Source organism: Alterinioella sp. (assembly GCF_058343375.1).
Map to the genome: position 1 here is coordinate 17,881 of NZ_JBTUJH010000028.1, position 18,542 is coordinate 36,422.

18 protein-coding genes and 1 tRNA gene are annotated in these 18,542 nt (G+C 63.3%); 12 read left to right on the forward strand and 7 right to left on the reverse strand.

Translation table 11 applies throughout. The features are described 5' to 3' along the window. Nucleotides 1-216: 216 nt before the first annotated feature. Together ACW8PS_RS05095 and ACW8PS_RS05100 are read right to left on the reverse strand one after the other, a co-directional pair. Nucleotides 217-303, reverse strand: a tRNA-Leu gene (locus ACW8PS_RS05095). 148 nt (nt 304-451) lie between these two features. Continuing rightward, nucleotides 452-1,054, reverse strand: coding sequence for a peptidoglycan-binding domain-containing protein (locus ACW8PS_RS05100; RefSeq protein ID WP_491526222.1), 603 nt, complete (start codon nt 1,052-1,054; stop codon nt 452-454). 215 nt (nt 1,055-1,269) lie between these two features. Here ACW8PS_RS05100 and lipB point away from each other — a divergent pair, with 215 nt between their 5' ends. From lipB to ACW8PS_RS05125, 5 genes are all read left to right on the forward strand, one after another. Further along, on the forward strand, nt 1,270-2,058 hold the full coding sequence (gene lipB / locus ACW8PS_RS05105) for a lipoyl(octanoyl) transferase LipB (protein WP_491526223.1): 789 nt from the start codon (nt 1,270-1,272) through the stop codon (nt 2,056-2,058). A 284-nt stretch (nt 2,059-2,342) separates the two neighbouring features. Next, nucleotides 2,343-2,546 carry a hypothetical protein gene (locus tag ACW8PS_RS05110; protein WP_491526224.1) on the forward strand — a complete coding sequence of 68 codons (204 nt, stop codon included), beginning with the start codon at nt 2,343-2,345 and terminating at the stop codon, nt 2,544-2,546. Nucleotides 2,547-2,745: 199 nt separating this feature from the next. Next, nucleotides 2,746-4,419 (forward strand): cytochrome c oxidase subunit I, encoded by a 1,674-nt coding sequence (gene ctaD, locus ACW8PS_RS05115; RefSeq protein WP_491526225.1) that lies wholly within the window; start codon nt 2,746-2,748, stop codon nt 4,417-4,419. Continuing rightward, nucleotides 4,419-4,958 (forward strand): DUF2244 domain-containing protein, encoded by a 540-nt coding sequence (locus tag ACW8PS_RS05120; protein WP_491526226.1) that lies wholly within the window; start codon nt 4,419-4,421, stop codon nt 4,956-4,958. Before ctaD ends, ACW8PS_RS05120 begins: the two co-directional genes overlap by 1 nt. Before the next feature lie 117 nt (nt 4,959-5,075). Next, nucleotides 5,076-6,440: an Nramp family divalent metal transporter gene (locus tag ACW8PS_RS05125; protein WP_491526227.1), complete on the forward strand. Its 1,365-nt coding sequence runs from the start codon at nt 5,076-5,078 to the stop codon at nt 6,438-6,440. 373 nt (nt 6,441-6,813) lie between these two features. Here ACW8PS_RS05125 and ACW8PS_RS05130 read toward each other — a convergent pair whose 3' ends face one another. Next, nucleotides 6,814-7,272, reverse strand: coding sequence for a GatB/YqeY domain-containing protein (locus ACW8PS_RS05130; RefSeq protein WP_491526228.1), 459 nt, complete (start codon nt 7,270-7,272; stop codon nt 6,814-6,816). Nucleotides 7,273-7,419: 147 nt separating this feature from the next. Between ACW8PS_RS05130 and carA the strand changes: the two genes are divergently transcribed. Both carA and ACW8PS_RS05140 read left to right on the forward strand, forming a co-directional pair. Continuing rightward, nucleotides 7,420-8,574: a glutamine-hydrolyzing carbamoyl-phosphate synthase small subunit gene (carA, locus tag ACW8PS_RS05135; protein ID WP_491526230.1), complete on the forward strand. Its 1,155-nt coding sequence runs from the start codon at nt 7,420-7,422 to the stop codon at nt 8,572-8,574. A 185-nt stretch (nt 8,575-8,759) separates the two neighbouring features. Next, a complete protein-coding gene (locus ACW8PS_RS05140) occupies nt 8,760-10,685 on the forward strand; it encodes a glycosyltransferase (RefSeq protein ID WP_491526258.1) in 1,926 nt (641 codons plus the stop codon). Here the strand turns inward: ACW8PS_RS05140 and ACW8PS_RS05145 are convergent. Further along, nucleotides 10,631-11,272, reverse strand: a complete 642-nt coding sequence (locus ACW8PS_RS05145) for a GntR family transcriptional regulator (RefSeq protein WP_491526231.1) — start codon at nt 11,270-11,272, stop codon at nt 10,631-10,633. The two genes, ACW8PS_RS05140 and ACW8PS_RS05145, sit on opposite strands and share 55 nt — an antisense overlap. An 83-nt stretch (nt 11,273-11,355) precedes the next feature. Here ACW8PS_RS05145 and ACW8PS_RS05150 point away from each other — a divergent pair, with 83 nt between their 5' ends. Together ACW8PS_RS05150 and ACW8PS_RS05155 are read left to right on the forward strand one after the other, a co-directional pair. Next, a complete protein-coding gene (locus ACW8PS_RS05150; RefSeq protein ID WP_491526232.1) occupies nt 11,356-12,006 on the forward strand; it encodes a pyrimidine 5'-nucleotidase in 651 nt (216 codons plus the stop codon). A 91-nt stretch (nt 12,007-12,097) separates the two neighbouring features. Further along, on the forward strand, nt 12,098-13,309 hold the full coding sequence (locus tag ACW8PS_RS05155; protein WP_491526233.1) for a UbiH/UbiF family hydroxylase: 1,212 nt from the start codon (nt 12,098-12,100) through the stop codon (nt 13,307-13,309). A gap of 96 nt (nt 13,310-13,405) precedes the next feature. On the opposite strand, the gene ACW8PS_RS05160 is transcribed toward ACW8PS_RS05155, so the two are convergent. From ACW8PS_RS05160 to ACW8PS_RS05170, 3 genes are all read right to left on the reverse strand, one after another. After that, on the reverse strand, nt 13,406-14,536 hold the full coding sequence (locus ACW8PS_RS05160) for an aminotransferase class V-fold PLP-dependent enzyme (RefSeq protein WP_491526234.1): 1,131 nt from the start codon (nt 14,534-14,536) through the stop codon (nt 13,406-13,408). Nucleotides 14,537-14,673: 137 nt separating this feature from the next. After that, the gene (locus ACW8PS_RS05165; protein WP_491526236.1) at nt 14,674-15,132 is read right to left on the reverse strand and encodes an Lrp/AsnC family transcriptional regulator; all 459 of its coding nucleotides are present in this window, start codon (nt 15,130-15,132) and stop codon (nt 14,674-14,676) included. Then, nucleotides 15,129-15,584 carry an Lrp/AsnC family transcriptional regulator gene (locus tag ACW8PS_RS05170; protein WP_491526237.1) on the reverse strand — a complete coding sequence of 152 codons (456 nt, stop codon included), beginning with the start codon at nt 15,582-15,584 and terminating at the stop codon, nt 15,129-15,131. Before ACW8PS_RS05170 ends, ACW8PS_RS05165 begins: the two co-directional genes overlap by 4 nt. A gap of 134 nt (nt 15,585-15,718) precedes the next feature. On the opposite strand from ACW8PS_RS05170, the gene ilvC reads away from it, so the two are divergent. From ilvC to ACW8PS_RS05185, 3 genes are all read left to right on the forward strand, one after another. Further along, on the forward strand, nt 15,719-16,741 hold the full coding sequence (gene ilvC / locus ACW8PS_RS05175; protein ID WP_491526239.1) for a ketol-acid reductoisomerase: 1,023 nt from the start codon (nt 15,719-15,721) through the stop codon (nt 16,739-16,741). A gap of 136 nt (nt 16,742-16,877) precedes the next feature. Then, entirely contained in the window at nt 16,878-17,444 is a 567-nt protein-coding gene (locus ACW8PS_RS05180; RefSeq protein ID WP_491526240.1) for a hemerythrin domain-containing protein, read from the forward strand. An 86-nt stretch (nt 17,445-17,530) separates the two neighbouring features. Further along, a complete protein-coding gene (locus tag ACW8PS_RS05185) occupies nt 17,531-18,469 on the forward strand; it encodes a DMT family transporter (protein ID WP_491526241.1) in 939 nt (312 codons plus the stop codon). Nucleotides 18,470-18,542: the final 73 nt, after the last annotated feature.

The following is an 18,542-nucleotide window of genomic DNA, read 5'->3' on the forward strand; positions in this document are numbered from 1 at the left end:
GGTTTTTAGCGCCCCCCGGCGCTCATGCAATCGGGGGCCACCTTCCAAGCCGTCAATTCCGGGCCGCGGAAGGCAATGACCGGATATGGCCAAGTTTCCAAATGATTTCGATAAAATAGAGCGCGTCGCGCCGCGCCGAAGGAGGACACAAAGGGGGGCGAAGCCAACGCCACAAAGCGTAACTATTTGATACTATTTGAATATGTGGATTGAAACTGGTGCGGTCGAGAAGACTCGAACTTCCACGGGAGTTACCCCACAGCGACCTCAACGCTGCGCGTCTACCAATTCCGCCACGACCGCACGTGATCAGGTAGGTGGCGGGCTTGTACCCGCCCGCATGGCGGATGTGAAGGGGGATTCTGCACCGAGATTCCGCGCCCGCGGGCAGCATGCAAAAAGGGCCGCACCAGATACCGGCACGGCCCATTTCAAACTGCGATCGCTGGACTTACTTGGTGTCCTGTATCGGGTATTCCGGCGTGATCGAGGCTGCGGTCGGCGGCGCAACAATCACGGTTTGCGCGGGCGGGGCGGCCACATTGGTGGGCTGTGTCGGCTGCGGCGCAACCTGGGCCGACCGATAGGCCATCAACAGCGGCTGGCCATAAAGCCCGGTCTGGGCGGAGCCGCCATTCATACCCCAGTAATAGGCCCGCATCAGCTCGTTGTTCTGATATTCCATATAGGCCCGGCCATTGACCGGATATCCCATGGCCGCCTGATAGCGTTCGATCGCGCCGCGGGTAGTGGGCCCGACCTGGCCATCGACGGCGCCGGCATTGAAGCCAAAATAGTTCAGCGCGGTCTGCGTGTCGCGGCCCAGCTGGGTTGCCGGAATGGCGGCATGGACGGGGGCCTGAGGTTGCGTGGCGACCGGATGCGGGGCGGCGGCCGCGTTGGCGGCGTTATTGCCATTGGCAATCGCGGCACCGATCAGGCCACCGACAATCAGCCCGCCAAGCAATTCTTCAACATCGGCGCTGGCCTCTTCGGCGGGGAAAATTGCAAGGGCGACGGCAAGGGTCGCTGCGGTCAAAGCTTTAAAGATCATGATATGGTCCTCCGAAAATGGATCTCGAACATAGGTCGCAGATTAGCACATCCGGGTTCAATCAAAAGTCCGATTACCTGTCGCTTTGCGCGGAAAACCGAAGGTTTCAGGCGGGTCCGGGTGCCAATCCGCCCTGTTCGCATCGGCACCCAGACCCGGAAATGGACGATTCGTCGCCGTTGGCGCATCCCCGGTGCTGCCCGTTGCCAGCCGCCATGATCTTGACTTTGGCCGTCAGGCGGGCGACCCCGACAGATGGGCGAAACATCCCACATCACAGCACGGAGGCCGGTCAGCAGCCGGGCATGAACATGGTCGAATGGATACGCACGGATCATCCGGTGCCCTACCCGGAGGCCGTGACATGGATGGAGGCCCGGGCCGCCGCCATCGCGCGCGGCACGGCCGATGAAGCGATCTGGCTGCTTGAACATCCCCCCCTTTACACCGCCGGCACCTCGGCCAAAGCCGCCGATCTGACCGATCCCGACCGGTTCGACGTGTTCGAGACCCGGCGCGGCGGGCAATATACCTATCACGGGCCGGGCCAGCGGGTGGCCTATGTGCTGCTGGATGTGGCCGCGCGCGGCCGCGACCTGCGCAAATTCGTGGCGCAGATGGAGGATTGGGTGATCGCGACGCTGGCCGAGTTCAACCTGCGCGGCGAAAGGCGCGATGGCCGCGTCGGAGTCTGGGTGGCGCGCCCCGACAAGCCCGCCCTGCCCGACGGCACCGCGCGCGAAGACAAGATCGCAGCGCTTGGCGTGCGGCTGACGAAATGGGTCAGCTATCACGGGCTTTCGATCAATGTCGAACCCGACCTGGGCCATTTCACCGGCATCGTGCCCTGCGGCATCTCGGGCCATGGTGTGACCTCACTGGTCGATCTGGGCCTGCCGGTAACGCTGGATGACGTTGACGTCGCGTTGCAGAAAACCTTTGCCGATATATTCGGAACGGCGCAAATTGCCCGCCGCAGCAGGGTTGATCCGGCGGTAAACTGACTGTTTCCAAACCGCACCCCAACCTGCCTTTTTTTCGCCACAATTCCTGCCGAAAACCGGCCCCATCGCTGCCCGGCAAGGGGCGCGCCGAATTGGGTAAGGCAATGGGTAAGGCAATGGGTTTGCGGTTAATTCTCGCTCCCGCCTGCGGATGCGACAGCAATCCAGACCGAACACATTCCCGACCTGCCAGACAGTAGGGATCGGTTAATCATATCCGGGCATGGTCCCGGGGCGCTGGCCGGTCGAGACCGGGCCGAAGGACAATTGAAAGGACGGGCATCTTGGATTTCGACGCGATGATCAAACGCAATAACCGCAGCGAGGTTCGAGTGCTGTTGACCGCCCTGTTCGCGATGGCGTTGCTGGTCATGGCCTCGGTCGTGATCGCCGTGAACGATGTCACCAGCGCCACGGCGCGTCAGGATGACACCGCCACCCTGGCACCCGCCTCCGGCAATCGCGCCGCACCCAGCGTGTTCGATTGACCCGCACCGCGCGTTGACCTGCCCCCCGGCTTGCACAAAAGGCCGCTTATTTGCGCCTGAGGCAATTTTTCCCACTTGAACGCTGCCAAACGCATTGCGCGGACTGGCCGGGCTATTTAGAACGGCGGGAAGGAAATGATGCGCGCGTGGCCAGGACCCGCCAGGGCCAGGGGCGCGCAGTGCAAAACAGGAGACGGCTATGGCTGACGCTGCCACGACCGGGCATGACCACGAAAAGCGGAGTTTCTTCGCCCGTTGGTTCATGTCCACCAACCACAAGGATATCGGCATCCTGTATCTGTTCACCGCAGGGGCCGTTGGCCTCATTTCGGTGGCGTTTACAGTCTATATGCGCATGGAGCTGATGCAGCCCGGCGTGCAATTCATGTGCGCCGAAGGGGCCCGTTTCCTGGGCGGTATCGGGGCCGAGGATTGCACCCCCAACGGCCATCTGTGGAACGTGTTGGTCACCTATCACGGCATCCTGATGATGTTCTTCGTGGTGATTCCGGCATTGTTTGGCGGCTTTGGCAACTATTTCATGCCGCTGATGATCGGCGCGCCGGATATGGCATTTCCGCGTCTGAACAACCTGTCCTACTGGATGTATGTGGCCGGTGTGGCGCTTGGCGTCGCCTCGATGCTGGCACCGGGCGGCAATGGTCAGCTTGGCTCGGGCGTCGGATGGGTGCTTTACGCACCGCTTTCGACGCTGGAGGCGGGCGTCTCGATGGATTTCGCGATCTTCGCGGTGCATGTCTCGGGGGCCTCCTCGATCCTGGGGGCGATCAACATGATCACCACCTTCCTGAACATGCGCGCACCGGGCATGACGCTGCACAAGACGCCGCTGTTTCCCTGGTCGATCTTCATCACCGCATGGCTCATTCTGCTGAGCCTGCCGGTTCTGGCGGGCGCAATCACCATGCTGCTGACCGACCGCAACTTCGGCACCGGCTTTTTCAACCCGGCGCTTGGCGGCGACCCGATCCTGTATCAGCATCTGCTGTGGTTCTTTGGTCACCCTGAGGTCTACATGATCATCCTGCCGGGTTTTGGCATCGTCAGTCACGTCATCGCGACCTTCTCGAAAAAGCCGATCTTCGGCTATCTGCCGATGGTCTATGCGATGGTCGCCATCGGTGCGCTTGGCTTTGTCGTCTGGGCCCACCACATGTATACGGTCGGCCTGACCCTGAACCAGCAGGCCTATTTCATGATCGCCACAATGGTCATCGCGGTGCCCACGGGGATCAAGGTGTTCAGCTGGATCGCCACGATGTGGCAGGGCTCGATCGATTTCAAGACACCGATGCTCTTTGCCATGGGCTTTCTGTTCGTCTTCACCATCGGCGGTGTCACCGGCGTCGTGCTGAGCCAGGCGGGCATCGACCGGGTCTATCACGACACCTATTACGTCGTGGCCCATTTCCATTACGTGATGTCGCTTGGGGCGGTGTTCTGTCTCTTTGCCGGCATCTATTACTGGATCGGCAAGATGTCGGGCCGGCAATATCCTGAATTCTGGGGCAAGGTGCATTTCTGGACCTTCTTCATCGGGGCCAATGTCACCTTCTTCCCGCAGCATTTCCTGGGCCGCCAAGGCATGCCACGCCGCTATATCGACTATCCCGATGCCTTCGCACTGTGGAACTATGTCAGCTCGATCGGCGCGTTCATCTCCTTTGCATCCTTCCTGCTGTTCATCGGGATCGTGTTCTACACCATCCGCTATGGCAAGAAGATCGAGAAAAACGCCTATTGGGGCGACCATGCCGAAACGCTGGAATGGACCCTTCCCAACCCGCCGCCCGAGCACACTTTCGAGGAGCTTCCCACACAGGATATGTGGGACAAGCAACCCGGTCACTGATGCCGGTCAGTATTACCCGATTTGACGAAGGGGCCCCGGAGGATTTCGGGGCCCTTTTGCATGACACCCACGGCCCCCCCCGCCTGCATCTGCTGATCCGGCCGCATAAATCGCTGACCCCGCCGGGCTTTGTCTGGTTCATCGGGCTGACTGCGGGGTTGATGGCGCTGCCGCTGATCATGGTTCTGGGCCGCCCGGTTCTGTGGGGGTTGCTGCCCTTTTTCCTGGCCACGATTGCCGCCATCTGGTGGGGGCTGAAACGGTCCTGGCGGGATCTGGAACTGCGCGAGGATCTGGTGATCTGGGATGGCTGGATGCGCCTGACGCACAAAAAACCCCGCAAAGCGGCACAGATATGGCAGGCCAACCCCTATTGGGTGCGGCTCAGGCATATACCCAAAGGGGCCAAGGTGCCCGATTACCTGACCCTGAAGGCGGAAACCCGCGAGGTTGAAATCGGTGCCTTCCTGTCCCCCGCCGAACGCCGTGACCTGCATGCCCTGCTGGAACGCGAAATTCTGCCCATAGCCCGGTCCTGACGCCAGCGTCAAAGCCCGGTCCCGGCATCAGACACGCCTGCCGGAACTGCCTGCTTGACGCTGCATTCTTGCGCCTCTATTGATACTGCGAGTTATTCGCAATAAAAGATGAAACACATGACCGACCGCGCAAACCGGCCTGCCGCCTTTCCCGGCAATGGTGGATGGAAACAGGACCGGCGTGAGCCGTCCTTGCCGGAATCCAATCGCTCGGTCACGGTTCGATCGGGGTCTTTCTGGCGCCGGTTCGCGTCGTTTTTCGGCCCCGGATACCTTGTCGCCGTGGGCTATATGGACCCCGGCAACTGGGCTACCTCGCTGGCGGGCGGCTCGGCCTTTGGCTATACCCTGCTATCGGTGGTTCTGCTGTCGAATTTCATGGCGATCCTGCTGCAGGCGCTTGCCCTGCGTCTGGGAATTGCCAGCGGCCGCGATCTGGCACAGGCCTGCCATGATGCCTTTCCCGGCCTGACCAGCTACGTGCTGTGGGTGCTTGCCGAAGCCGCCATCATCGCCACCGATCTGGCCGAAGTGATCGGCACCGCCATCGCGCTGAACCTGCTCTTTAACATACCGTTGGAGATTGGCGTTATTCTGACCGCGCTGGATGTGTTTCTGATCTTGTGGTTGCAGAACAAGGGTTTCCGCTATCTCGAAGCGGTGGTCATTGCCCTGATACTGGTGATTGCCGCCTGTTTCGCGGTGCAGATGGCCTATGCTGATCCGGTTATCGGCGATGTGTTGGCGGGCTTCATTCCGCAGGTGAGCCTGATCACCTCGCCGGTCATGCTGTATCTGTCGCTCGGCATCATCGGGGCGACCGTGATGCCGCATAATCTCTATCTGCATTCCGCGATCATCCAGACCCGTGATATCGGCGAGACGCGCGCCGAAAAGCTTCAGGCAATCCGCCTTGGCACCATCGATTCCACCGTCGCGCTGATGTTTGCCCTGTTTATCAATGCCTCGATCCTGATCCTTGCCGCGGCGGCCTTCTATACCACCGGGCAGTTCGAGGTCGCCGAAATTCAGGATGCCTACCGCCTGCTTGATCCGACACTTGGCACCACCATCGCCGGAACGCTGTTTGCCGTGGCCCTGCTGGCATCGGGGCTGAACTCGACCGTTACGGCCACGCTGGCGGGGCAGATTGTGATGGAGGGGTTCATTCACCTGCGGGTGACCCCGGTTGTGCGCCGCCTGATTACCCGCGGCATCGCCATTGTTCCGGCCGTGTTCGTCACCGTGTATTTCGGCGAAAGCGGAACCGCGAAACTGCTGATTGCCTCGCAGGTCGTGCTCAGCCTGCAATTGCCCTTTGCCATCGTGCCGCTGATCTGGTTCACCTCTGACCGCAAGAAGATGGGCGATCTGCCGGCCCCGCGCTGGCTGACAACGGTCTGTTGGGTGATCGCGGCGGTGCTGATCATTCTCAATCTCAAGCTGATCTTCGACGTGGCAACCGGCGCTGTCGCGTTCTGAAGCCCAGGGCCGGGCACCGGGCCGGCAAATCCGCCAGGCATTAACCCCGCGTTAGGGGTAATGCCCTATCAATGGTCCCCGGTATACCAATCGCGGATCACCCCGGGCGGCCCAATCTGCCCCGATCCGCAGCGTTTCATATCGGTCAGGTATTCTGCCCAGGACAGCCCCGACAAGGGCCAAGGCAGGTGCCCCACCAGATATCGCTTTGACCACGTGACGCGCGCCCTCTTTGGCGGGCCCGCCAATTCAAGGTTCCTTCCTGGCCGATCGCGCATCGCGCGGCGCGCCAAAGAAAAAGAGGCCAGCGCTTTCTCCCTCGCGCGGCCTCTTTTTTTCGCTTCGTCAGAGCAGCCCCACCTGCCCGCCGCTGTCACACCAGCCGGTCGCGCACCTGTGGGCCGACCGTGCCGAAATCCATCTGGCCGGTATATTTGGCCTTCAGCGCGCCCATCACCTTGCCCATGTCGCGGATGCTGTCGGCCCCGGTGGCGCTGATCGCATCATTGACCGCTTTGGCGACCTCTTCATCGCTCAACTGGCGCGGCAGAAACTCCTCGATAATGCCAATCTCCTCGCGCTCCTTTTCGGCCAGCTCCAGCCGCCCGCCCTCTTCATAGGCGCGCGCGCTTTCCTGGCGCTGCTTGACCATCTTGCCCAGGATGGCCAGCACTTCGGCCTCGCCGACGCCGTCGGAATTGCCCTTGGCGCGCGCCGCGATATCCTGATCCTTGATGGCTGCACTGATCAGGCGCAGCGTGGAAAGCCGCGTTGCATCCCTCTCCCGCATTGCCGTTTTCATACCATCGGTGATCCGTGTTCTGAGTGGCATTCGATATGTCCCTGAGATGTCCAACAGCCCTTGAACATAATGGATGCGCAGGCTCACAACAACCCGTCCCCGGGGTGGCTTGACCACGGCCCTGCCGGTCTCTAGGTTGCGCCAGATTTTGCCCCCCACAATACCGGAGTCTCACCGATGACCGCCCGCCCCACCGCCTGCCTGGTTCTTGCTGATGGAACAGTGTTTTACGGCCGCGGGTTCGGCGCCACCGGCCAGACCGTGGCCGAACTGTGCTTCAACACCGCGATGACCGGCTATCAGGAGATCATGACCGATCCGTCCTATGCGGGCCAGATCGTGACCTTCACCTTCCCCCATATCGGCAATACCGGCGTCAACAGCGATGATGACGAAACCGCCGATCCCGTCGCCGCCGGCATGGTGGTGAGATGGGACCCGACCGAACCATCGAACTGGCGTGCCGAGGCCAGTCTGACCGACTGGCTGACGTCACGGGGCCGGATCTGCATCGGCGGCGTTGATACCCGCCGCCTGACCCGCGCCATCCGCCAGCAAGGCGCGCCGCATGTGGCGCTGGCCCATGACCCGGACGGCAATTTCGACCTTGAGGCGCTGATTGCCGCGGCGCGCGGTTTCGCGGGCCTGGAAGGGCTGGATCTGGCGCGCGAAGTGACCTGCGCGCAAAGCTATCTCTGGGATGAAATGCGCTGGGCCTGGCCCGAAGGCTACAGCCGCCGCGATACCCCCGGTTTCAAGGTCGTGGCGCTCGATTACGGGGCCAAGCGCAACATCCTGCGCTGCCTGGCATCGGCCGGATGCGATGTCACGGTGATGCCCGCCACCGCCACCGCCGATGAGGTGCTGGCCCATCAACCCGACGGCGTTTTCCTGTCAAACGGCCCCGGCGATCCGGCGGCCACCGGCATTTACGCGGTGCCGATGATCCGCGATATCCTCAAGACCGATCTGCCGGTATTCGGCATCTGCCTGGGCCATCAGATGCTGGCGCTTGCGCTTGGGGCCAGGACCGTCAAGATGAATCACGGCCATCACGGGGCCAATCATCCGGTCAAGGATCTGGAAACCGGCAAGGTCGAGATCACCTCGATGAATCACGGCTTCACGGTCGACAGTCAGTCCCTGCCAGCGGGCGTTGTCGAAACGCATGTGTCGCTGTTCGATGGCTCCAATTGCGGCATCCGGCTGCAAAACAAGCCGGTCTTTTCGGTGCAATACCACCCCGAAGCCAGCCCCGGCCCGCAGGACAGCTATTACCTTTTTGAACGTTTCGTGGCCGCAATGCAGGCCCGGGCCGCCGCGCCGGTGTGATCGGGTGGCCGCGCCCGCGGCCTGCGGGCACGGGAAATCTGGCAATTTAATCAAATGTTAAGCAATCAATCGCTTGCTGGTTCTCGGGCAAAAGCTCGGGGACAAGACAATTGGCTGAAAGCCGGAATCTTTCTGAGGCGCGAACACAGCGCACGCGCCACGCGCAGCGGTCGCATTTGCGGGCAGTGGCATCAGGTGCGGATGCGGCCCGGCCCCGGATAGCCGAAATTCTGATTGATCAGGGCGCAATCAAACCCGATGACATGCTGACCGCGCTGGCGCTGCAACGCCATCAGGATCTGCCGCTTGGTGAGATTCTGATGGCGCATGGCGTGATTTCCGAAGTGCAGCTGCTGCGCGCCCTCTCGGCCCAATACGGCACCCGTCTGGCCGATACCGGCGCTGAGGCCCCGGACCCTCGCCTGACCCCTTTGATGCCGGCAAAAACCGCCGCCGCGCTGAATGCGTTGCCATGGCGACGGGCCGGCGCGGCGCTGGTGGTGCTGACCAACCGCCCCGACCGGGCCGAAGCGATCCGCGCCGCCCTTGATCATGATGGTCCGATCCTTCTGGCCCTGGCCGGGCGCGCCCGGATGCATGATCTGCTGACCCAGGCCTATGGGTATGCGCTGGCGCGCCGGGCCGAGGCGCGCACACCGGGCAGTTTCAGTTGCCGCAACTGGCGCTCCGATCGGGCATTGCGGCAGTGTCTTGTCCTGGCCGTGGCGCTGGCCGCGCTCAGCCTTGTCGCGCCCGGAGCGCTGCTGCTCATGCTGTTTGGCCTGGCTATCGGAATTTCAGCGGCCAACCTCCTGATCAAATGGCTGGCGCTTCAGGCCGAATTTACCTCGGCCCCGTTTCGCGCCCGCGAAGCGGCCGCCGCCGATGATCGCCCGGCCCCGATCCAGCGCATGCCGGTGGTCTCCATCCTGCTGCCGCTGCTGGGCGAACGCGATATAGCGGGCCAGTTGATCGACCGGATCTCGCAGCTCGATTACCCACGCGAATTGCTCGATGTTCTGCTGGTGGTCGAGGCCGATGACGCCACCACGCGCGCGGCGCTGCGCCAGGCCACGCTGCCGGCCTGGATGCGCGCCGTGATCGTGCCACCGGGGCAGCCGCGCACCAAGCCGCGGGCGATGAATTACGCGCTCAATTTCGCCCGCGGATCCATCATCGGGGTCTATGACGCCGAGGATGCGCCTGAGGCTGACCAGATCCGCAAGGTCGCCAACCGCTTTGCCGAAATGCCCCCCGATGTGGTCTGCCTGCAGGGTCAACTGGATTACTACAATCCGACGCATAATTGGCTAAGCCGTTGTTTTACCCTGGAATACGCAGCCTGGTTTCGCCTTATCCTGCCCGGCATCCAGCGCCTTGGCCTGTTCGTTCCCCTGGGCGGCACGACGCTGTTTTTCCGCCGCGACGCGCTGGAGAAGATCGGTGCCTGGGACGCCCATAATGTGACCGAGGATGCCGATCTGGGTCTGCGTCTGGCGCGGCGCGGCTATCGCACCGAGATCGTCGAGACCACAACCTATGAAGAGGCCAACGCCGCCGTTCTGCCCTGGGTCAAGCAACGATCGCGCTGGCTCAAGGGCTATGCGATGACCTGGGCCACCCATATGCGCGACCCGGTCGCATTGTGGCGCGATCTGGGGCCAAAACGGTTTTTCGGCTTGCAGGCACAGCTATTGGGGGCGGTTCTGGGCTTTGCGCTGGCCCCGCTGCTCTGGTCGCTGGTGGTCAAGCTGTTCGGCGTGGCGCACCCGTTGGACCGGTTCGTATCGCCCGCTGGCTATCTGGGGCTTGCGATATTTTTTCTGGCCAGCCAGGCGCTGACATTCCTGGCCGCATGGCGGGCCACGCGCCTGGCGCGCCATCGCAACCTGCGCTGGTGGATCCCGGTGCTGGATCTGTATTTTCTGCTGGCAAGTGCGGCCGCGATTCTGGGCCTGTTTGAGCTGATGCACCGCCCGTTTCACTGGCGCAAGACGGCCCATGGCGGGTTTTCGCAAGCCCGGCGCACGGGCCCGTCGCCGCCCGCGCCCACGGCTCAATTCGAGGCCGCTTCCTCCTTCAGCCGCACCTCGAACGCGGTTGACAGGTGATGTTTCAGCGCCGCCGCCGCGGCGTCCCCATCGCGCGCGGCAATCGCGGCAACGATCGCGCCATGTTCGTCCAACGCCACCGGGCCGCGGCCTTTGGCGGCCAGGGACGTGGTCGCCATCAGCGCCATCGAGCGATGCACCAGATCAAGCTGCTGCACCAGATAGGTATTATGTGACGCCAGGTGGATCTGCTTGTGAAAGCGCCGATTGGCCAGGCTGAGCGCGTCAGGGTCACCCAAAAGCGCCTGATCATCCTCCACCATCTGCTGCAAGACCCGGATTTCTTCGGCGGCGGCATGTTGCGCCGCCAGCCGCGCCGCCAGCCCCTCAAGCTCGGCGCGCACCGCATAAAGCTGCGCCATCTGGCCATGATCCAGCGAAGCCACGATCAGGCTGCGCCCGTCACGGCTCAGCAGACCTTGCGTTTCCAGCCGTTGCAGCGCCTCTCGGATCGGCGTGCGCGAGACGCCGAAACGCTCGGCCAGCTCGGATTCAACCAGCCGCGCGCCGGGCCGGTAAGTGCCCCTGTCGATGGCCTGCAAAATCAGCTGGTAGGCGTCTTTTTGCGGTGTCTTGGCTCCGGCCATTGGCAGGTCCCCTTTTTTCGGGCAAGGCTAGGGCGGCCATAGCCCAAGCGCAACCCTGCCCGCCCGCCGCAAGGACCCCGAACATGCCCGCGCATCTGTTTGATCATGTCGCCACCTGGGTCTTTGATCTGGACCACACGCTCTACCCGCCCGAAATGGCGCTGTTCGACCAGATCAACATCCGCATGACCGAGTATGTGATGGCGGCCCTGAACATGGACCGCGACAAGGCCGATCTGCTGCGCCAGACCTATTGGCGCGACCACGGCACCACGCTGGCCGGGCTGATGGATATCCATGGCGTCGATCCCGGCCCCTATCTGGCCGATGTCCATGAGATCGATTTTTCGGTGCTGGAGGCTGACCCGGAACTGGCGGCCCGGATCAAGGCGCTGCCGGGGCGGCGGATCGTCTATACCAACGGCACCGCGCCCTATGCCGAAAACGTGCTGGCCGCGCGCGGGCTGGCGGGGGTTTTCGATGCGGTTTACGGCGTCGAACATGCCGGGTTCCGCCCCAAGCCGGAGGCGCGTGCCTTTGCCGCCATCTTTGCCCGCGACGGGCTGGAGCCCACCCGGGCCGCGATGTTCGAGGATGATCCGCGCAATCTGGCCGCGCCGCATGCGATGGGGCTGCGCACGGTGCATGTGGCACCGCGGCCCGACCCGGCCCCCCATATCCATCACCATACCGCCGATCTGACCGATTTTCTGGAGCGGATCACGCGTGGCTGAGGCCCCTGGTTGGGACCATCTGCCGCTTGGACCGCGCAGGCGCGAGGGCGTAAGCCGGGCCATATGATCCATTTGCGATGCACGAGGCCCCATGTCTGAGACCATCGAAACCGATATCCTTGTCTCCGGCGGCGGGGTGGCCGGGCTGGTGGCGGCGGCAGCGTTCGGCGCGGCGGGGTTTTCCGTGATCTGCGTCGATCCGGCCCCGCCGATCATTGCCGAAGACGCCGACGGGGCCGATCTGCGCACCACCGCGTTCTTGCAACCGGCGCGCGGATTTCTGGACCGCGCCGGGCTCTGGGACCGGCTGGAGCCGCATGCCAGCGCGCTGCGGATCATGCGCATTGTCGATGCCGGTGGCAAGACGCCCGAGCCGCGCGCATCCTATGATTTCGACGCCGCCGACATCTCGGAGCATCCCTTTGGCTGGAACCTGCCCAACTGGCTGTTGCGCCGGGAAATTTCGGCGGCTCTGGCGCTGATCCCGAATGTCGATTTTCGCCCCGGCACCGGCACGCAAAGCCTTTTGGCCCGCGAACGCGAAGCGCTGGTCGGGCTGAGCTGCGGCACACGCGTGCGGGCGCGGCTGGTGGTGGCCGCCGATGGGCGCGGATCGCCGATGCGCGAGGCGGCCGGAATCGGCGTGCGCACCACGCGCTATGGGCAAAAGGCGCTGGCCTTTGCGGTCGCGCATGATGGCCCGCATGCCGGTATCTCGACCGAGATCCACCGCTCCGGCGGGCCCTTCACCCTGGTGCCGTTGCCCGATCATGACGGGGGGCCCGCATCGGCTGTGGTCTGGATGGAGCGCGGCCCCGAAGTGGCCCGGCTGGCGGCATTGGAGAGCGCCGCGTTCGAGGCCGAAATGACGGCGCGATCGGCGCAGCTCTATGGGCCGCTGCGGCTGATTTCCCGGCGCTCGGTCTGGCCGATCATCAGCCAGATCGCCGACCGGATGGAGGGCACAAGGCTGGCACTGGTCGCCGAGGCCGCGCATGTGGTGCCGCCGATCGGTGCGCAGGGGCTGAACATGAGCCTGGCGGATCTGACCGTATTGCAGGACCTGGCCGAGGCTGACCGCGCCGGGCTGGGCGGCCACAAGATGCTGGCGGCCTATCACAAGGCGCGCCACGGTGAGGTGCGGGCGCGTGTGGCGGGGATTGATGCGCTCAACCGGGCGTCGATGGTAGAAAGCCAGGGCTGGCGCGATATGCGGTTGCGGGCGCTGCGGGCGTTCTATTCGGTCAAGCCGGTGCGCACGGGCCTGATGCGTGCAGGGCTTGGGACGGGGCGTGCGGAATAGGGCGTGTCGCCGCCTTTGGCGGCGATCCGCGGGGGCCAGCCCCCGCACCCCCGGGATATTTCCGGCGCAAAGAAGGCCGGATCGGGTGCATATTGGTCAGGTAATCGCCTGATCGAGGGCGCTTTCCAGCCGGGCCATCGTGGCGTCGACATCGTAGAGCTTGTCGAGACCGAAAAGGCCGAGGCGGAACGTGGAGAAGCCTTCGGGTTCGCCCACCTGCAAAGGCACACCGGCGGCGATCTGGATGCCGAGTGCGCCGAATTTGGAACCGTTCTGGATGCCTGGATCATCGGTGTAGCTGACCACCACGCCGGGGGCACCAAAGCCATCGGCGGCCACCGAGCGGATGCCACGGGCCGCCAGCGCCGCACGGACCCTGCTGCCCAGGTCCCATTGCGCGTCACGCAGTTTTTCGACCCCATAGGCCCGTGTTTCCGCCATCGTGTCGCGGAACGCCAGCAGCCCGTCGGTGGGCAAGGTGGCGTGATAGGCGTGACCGCCGCCCTCATAGGCGGCCATGATCGCGTGCCATTTCTTCAGATCGGCGGCGAAGCTGGAGGATGTTGTTTCCTGCAGCCGCGCAAGCGCCCGATCCGACAGCATCACAAGGCCTGCACAGGGGGTGGACGACCAGCCCTTTTGCGGGGCCGAGATCAGCACATCGACACCGGTGGCCTTCATGTCGATCCAGACGCAGCCCGAAGCAATGCAATCGAGCACCATCAGCGCACCGACCGCATGTGCGGCATCGGCCAGCGCCTTGACATAGGCCTCGGGCAGGATGATGCCCGAGGAAGTTTCGACATGCGGCGCAAAGACCACCCCCGGTTTTTCGGTATGGATGCGGGCCACGACCTCTTCGATCGGGGCCGGCGCGAAGGCGGCGGTCGGGTCATTGCCGATCTGGCGGGCCTGCATCACCGTGGTCTCGGCTGCGATATCGCCGATCTCAAGGATCTGTGACCAGCGAAACGAGAACCAGCCGTTGCGCAGGATCAGGCAGGTCTGGCCGGTGGCGAACTGGCGCGCCACGGCCTCCATCGCGAAGGTGCCGCCGCCGGGCACGATTGCCACGCCGTCTGCATCATAGACCGTGCGCAGCCCGTCGCTGATGTCGCGCATCACCTGCTGGAACCTGGCGCTCATGTGGTTGAGCGACCGGTCGGTGAAGACGACGGAAAATTCGAGCAGGCCATCGGGATCAACGGTGTCGAGCAATGCGGGCATCGGGAGGACCTCCTGAAATGGAACCAATTGGGCTTCTTCTTTGTCCAAATACTCACCTTTCACAGCAGTAAAGGCCAGAGGGAGCGGTTCGATTTCCTACGATACCGCCGATTAACCTGTAGCCGCAGCGCGGCGGCCTAGCCGATCGGGCCGGGACGGCGTTCCTCGGATAGAAGCACATTGGCCTCCACATTGCCCACCCCCGGCAAGGTCATGATGCGGCGGCGCAGGACGCGTTCGAAATCGGCCAGGTCGCGGGCGGTGACGCGCAGGCGGTAATCATAAAGGCCAAGCACGTGGCTGACCGTCTGCACCTCGGGGATGGCGGTCACCGCGCGCTCAAAATCTTCCAGGCTGACGCGGCCCTTGGTGGCCAGTTTTATGCCCAGAAACACCGTCACGCCAAAGCCCAGTTTGGCGGCGTCGAGATCGAGCCTGCGCCCGGCAATCACGCCGGCATCGGTGAGCCGCCGGATGCGCCGCCAGGTGGCCGGTTGGCTGAGCCCCAACCGTCGCCCGAGCGTGGAGGATTTCAGCGTTGCGTCATCGACCAGCGCGCGCAGGATGGCGCGGTCGGTATCGTCGAGCTCGATCATAGTGGCAGGCTTTCGGCATCCTTGATGGTGGCGACAGTCATCAGCGCCTCGATATCGGCGATATGGGGCAGCGCCAGGATCCGGCTGCGGTAGATCTCCTGATAATGGCCCATATCGCGGGCCAGAACCGAGAGCCGGGTATCGACGCGGCCCAGAAAGGTCTGGATCTCGGTCACTTCGGCGATATCGCGGGCGGCGGCCAGAAATTCATCGAAGGCGCGCGGTTGGGTCTTGTCCAGCGTGATGCGCAACGAGACCTCGACGGTGAAGCCCAATGCCGCCCAGTTGATCACCGCGCGGGTGGCGCGGATCACGCCGGTATCATGCAGCCGGTCGAGCCGCTTGTAGCAGGTGGCAGCGGCAATGCCGGTGGCGGCCGCCAGATCCGAGACCGACATTTCGGGGTGGTCCTGCAATTGGCGCAGAAGGCGTCTGTCGGCGTCGTCGAGCATGAGTATTTTACCAAAGAAGAAATTTACGAATGATTTTCTATCATCAGGAGGGTTTTATGCCAATGGCCTAGCGTATTTTATCCAGCTCGGGGCGTAGAGTGCGCGCAACATCCCTATCGCCAAGGAGCGAACCCATGCGCGTTTATTACGACCGAGATTGCGACATCAACCTGATCAAGGACATGAAAGTGGCCATTCTGGGCTATGGCAGCCAGGGCCATGCCCATGCGTTGAACCTGCGCGATTCCGGGGCCAAGAATGTGGTCGTGGCGCTGCGCGAGGGATCGGCCTCTGCCGCCAAGGCCGAAAGCGAGGGTCTGAAGGTGATGGGCATTGCCGAGGCCGCCGCCTGGTGTGATCTGATCATGTTCACCATGCCCGATGAATTGCAGGCCGAAACCTATCGCAAATACGTGCATGACAACCTGCGCGACGGGGCGGCGATTGCCTTTGCCCATGGGTTGAACGTGCATTTCGGCCTGATCGAGGCCAAGCCGGGCATCGACGTCATCATGATGGCCCCGAAAGGCCCCGGCCACACTGTGCGCGGCGAATATTCCAAGGGCGGCGGCGTGCCCTGCCTGGTGGCGGTCGATAATGATGCGAGCGGGCGCGCGTTGGAGATTGGCCTCAGCTATTGTTCCGCCATCGGCGGCGGCCGCTCCGGCATCATCGAGACCAATTTCCGCGAGGAATGCGAGACCGATCTGTTTGGCGAACAGGCGGTTCTGTGTGGCGGGCTGGTGGAGCTGATCCGGATGGGGTTCGAGACATTGGTGGAGGCCGGTTATGCCCCTGAAATGGCCTATTTCGAGTGCCTGCATGAGGTCAAGCTGATCGTCGATCTGATCTATGAGGGCGGCATTGCCAACATGAATTATTCGATCAGCAATACCGCCGAATATGGCGAATATGTCTCGGGGCCGCGGATCCTGCCCTATGATGAGACCAAGGCCAAGATGAAGGCGGTTCTGCGCGACATCCAGACCGGCAAATTCGTGCGCGACTTCATGCTGGAAAATCAGGCAGGTCAGCCGTCCTTCAAGGCCACGCGCCGCCTGAATGATGAACATCAGATCGAACAGGTCGGCGAAAAGCTGCGCGCCATGATGCCGTGGATTTCGGCTGGCAAGATGGTGGATAAGGCGAAGAACTAAGCGCGTTTTGCACTGACATTCCGGCCCCGGCGAAAGACCTTGCCGGGGCCGTTTTCCGTTCCACTGCGGGGCTGCACAATATTGGTGCGCGGATGTGGTATTGTTATAATATAACCTTGCGCCCATCTGCCTTCGCATGACCCGACACAGCATCGACACAAGACAGGGCCTGCCCTCTGAAATGCAGATCCTGCTTCGGGATTATCCGCGCGCAACCTGGCCGCAGAACCCGAATCTCGCCCGGTCCACCCAGAACTGGATGGCCGCCCATTCCATGTTCCGCCAATTGGCGGCGATCATCACGGAGGATACGCAGGGCTTTCTCGACAAGGCCGGTGAGCCGCAGATCTATGCCGGGCGGCTGGCGCATTTCGGCAATCTGCTGGTGCGCAACCTGCATGGCCATCACCATTGGGAGGACCGCGAATTCTTTCCCGAACTGGAGGCCGCCGACCCGCGTTTTGCCGCCGGGCTGGCGATGCTGGAGGGGGACCATGCAGACCTGGATGCCCTGTTGGACCGCTTTACCCGCACCGCCAACCGGGTGGTGCAACTGGCCACGCTGGAGGAGGCGCAAATGCCCGATGAGGCCGGGCCGCTGGCCGAGGTGAGCGCCGGGATCGAACGGTTTCTGCACCGCCATTTGACCGATGAAGAGGAGCTGGCGGTGCCGATCCTGCTGCATTACCGGCTGCGCGGGTAGCCGCGGGGCCATCCGTTTCACCACCCATGATTGACCCCGGCCGCGCGCCGGGGTCTGACTGTGGCCAACCCGGAGGGACCGCCCCAATGACCACACCACAGATCACGCCGAGAAGCTGGCTGATGATCGGTATTCTGGGCCTGACCTGGGGGGCCACCTTCCTGGTGATCGAAATCGCGCTGCGCGGCATCACGCCGTTTTGGCTGGCGGCGGGCCGGATCGGGTTTGCCGCCGCTTTGATGAGCGTCATCTGGGGGGCGCGTGGCGCGGCGCTGTTTACTGGCCCGGCCCGCGACTGGTCCGGGTTGATTTTCGTCGCCCTTCTCAGTTCGGCCCTGCCCTTCATGCTGCTGTCCTGGGGGCAGCAATATGTCACCTCGGGTTTTGCCGGTGTGTCGATGGCCGCGATGGCGCTGATCGTGCTGCCGCTGGCGCATTTTCTGGTGCCGGGCGAGGCGATGACGCTGCGCAAGACGGTGGGCTTTGTGATCGGCTTTGCCGGCGTTGTGATCCTGATCGGCGGGCAGGCCTTTGAAAGCAGCGGCGCGGGGCTGGAGACCTGGGGCCGGTTGGCCTGTCTGGGGGCGGCCGCCTGCTATGCGGTCAGTTCGGTCTATCTGCGGCGTCTGCCGCCGATTGACCCGATCGGCCTGGCCACCGTGCTGCTGCTGATCGGGGCGGTGATCGTGGTGCCGCTGGCCTGGGCCCTGGAAGGCCCACCGCCATTGCCGCCGACCGATACCTTGCTGTGGCTGGCCGGGCTTGGCCTGATCCCGACGGCGGCGGCCAATATATTGCGGGTGATCGTGGTGCGCTCTGCCGGGCCGGTTTTCATGGGTCTGGTGAATTATCAGGTGCCGCTATGGTCGGTGCTGTTGGGGGCGGCATTTCTGAGCGAGCCGCTGCCGCCCTCGCTGCTCTGGGCCATGGCGTTGATCCTGAGCGGCGTGGCGCTGAGCCAATGGGGCGCGCTCAGGCGGCTTTTCGGGCACCGGAGCCTGGCGCGCATTCGCCGGGCGCGTTGAAATCTTTGATTTCAGGCAGCGTCAGATGTTACGGGTTTTTTCGAATATGCTATAGGATCACGGCCCGGGATGG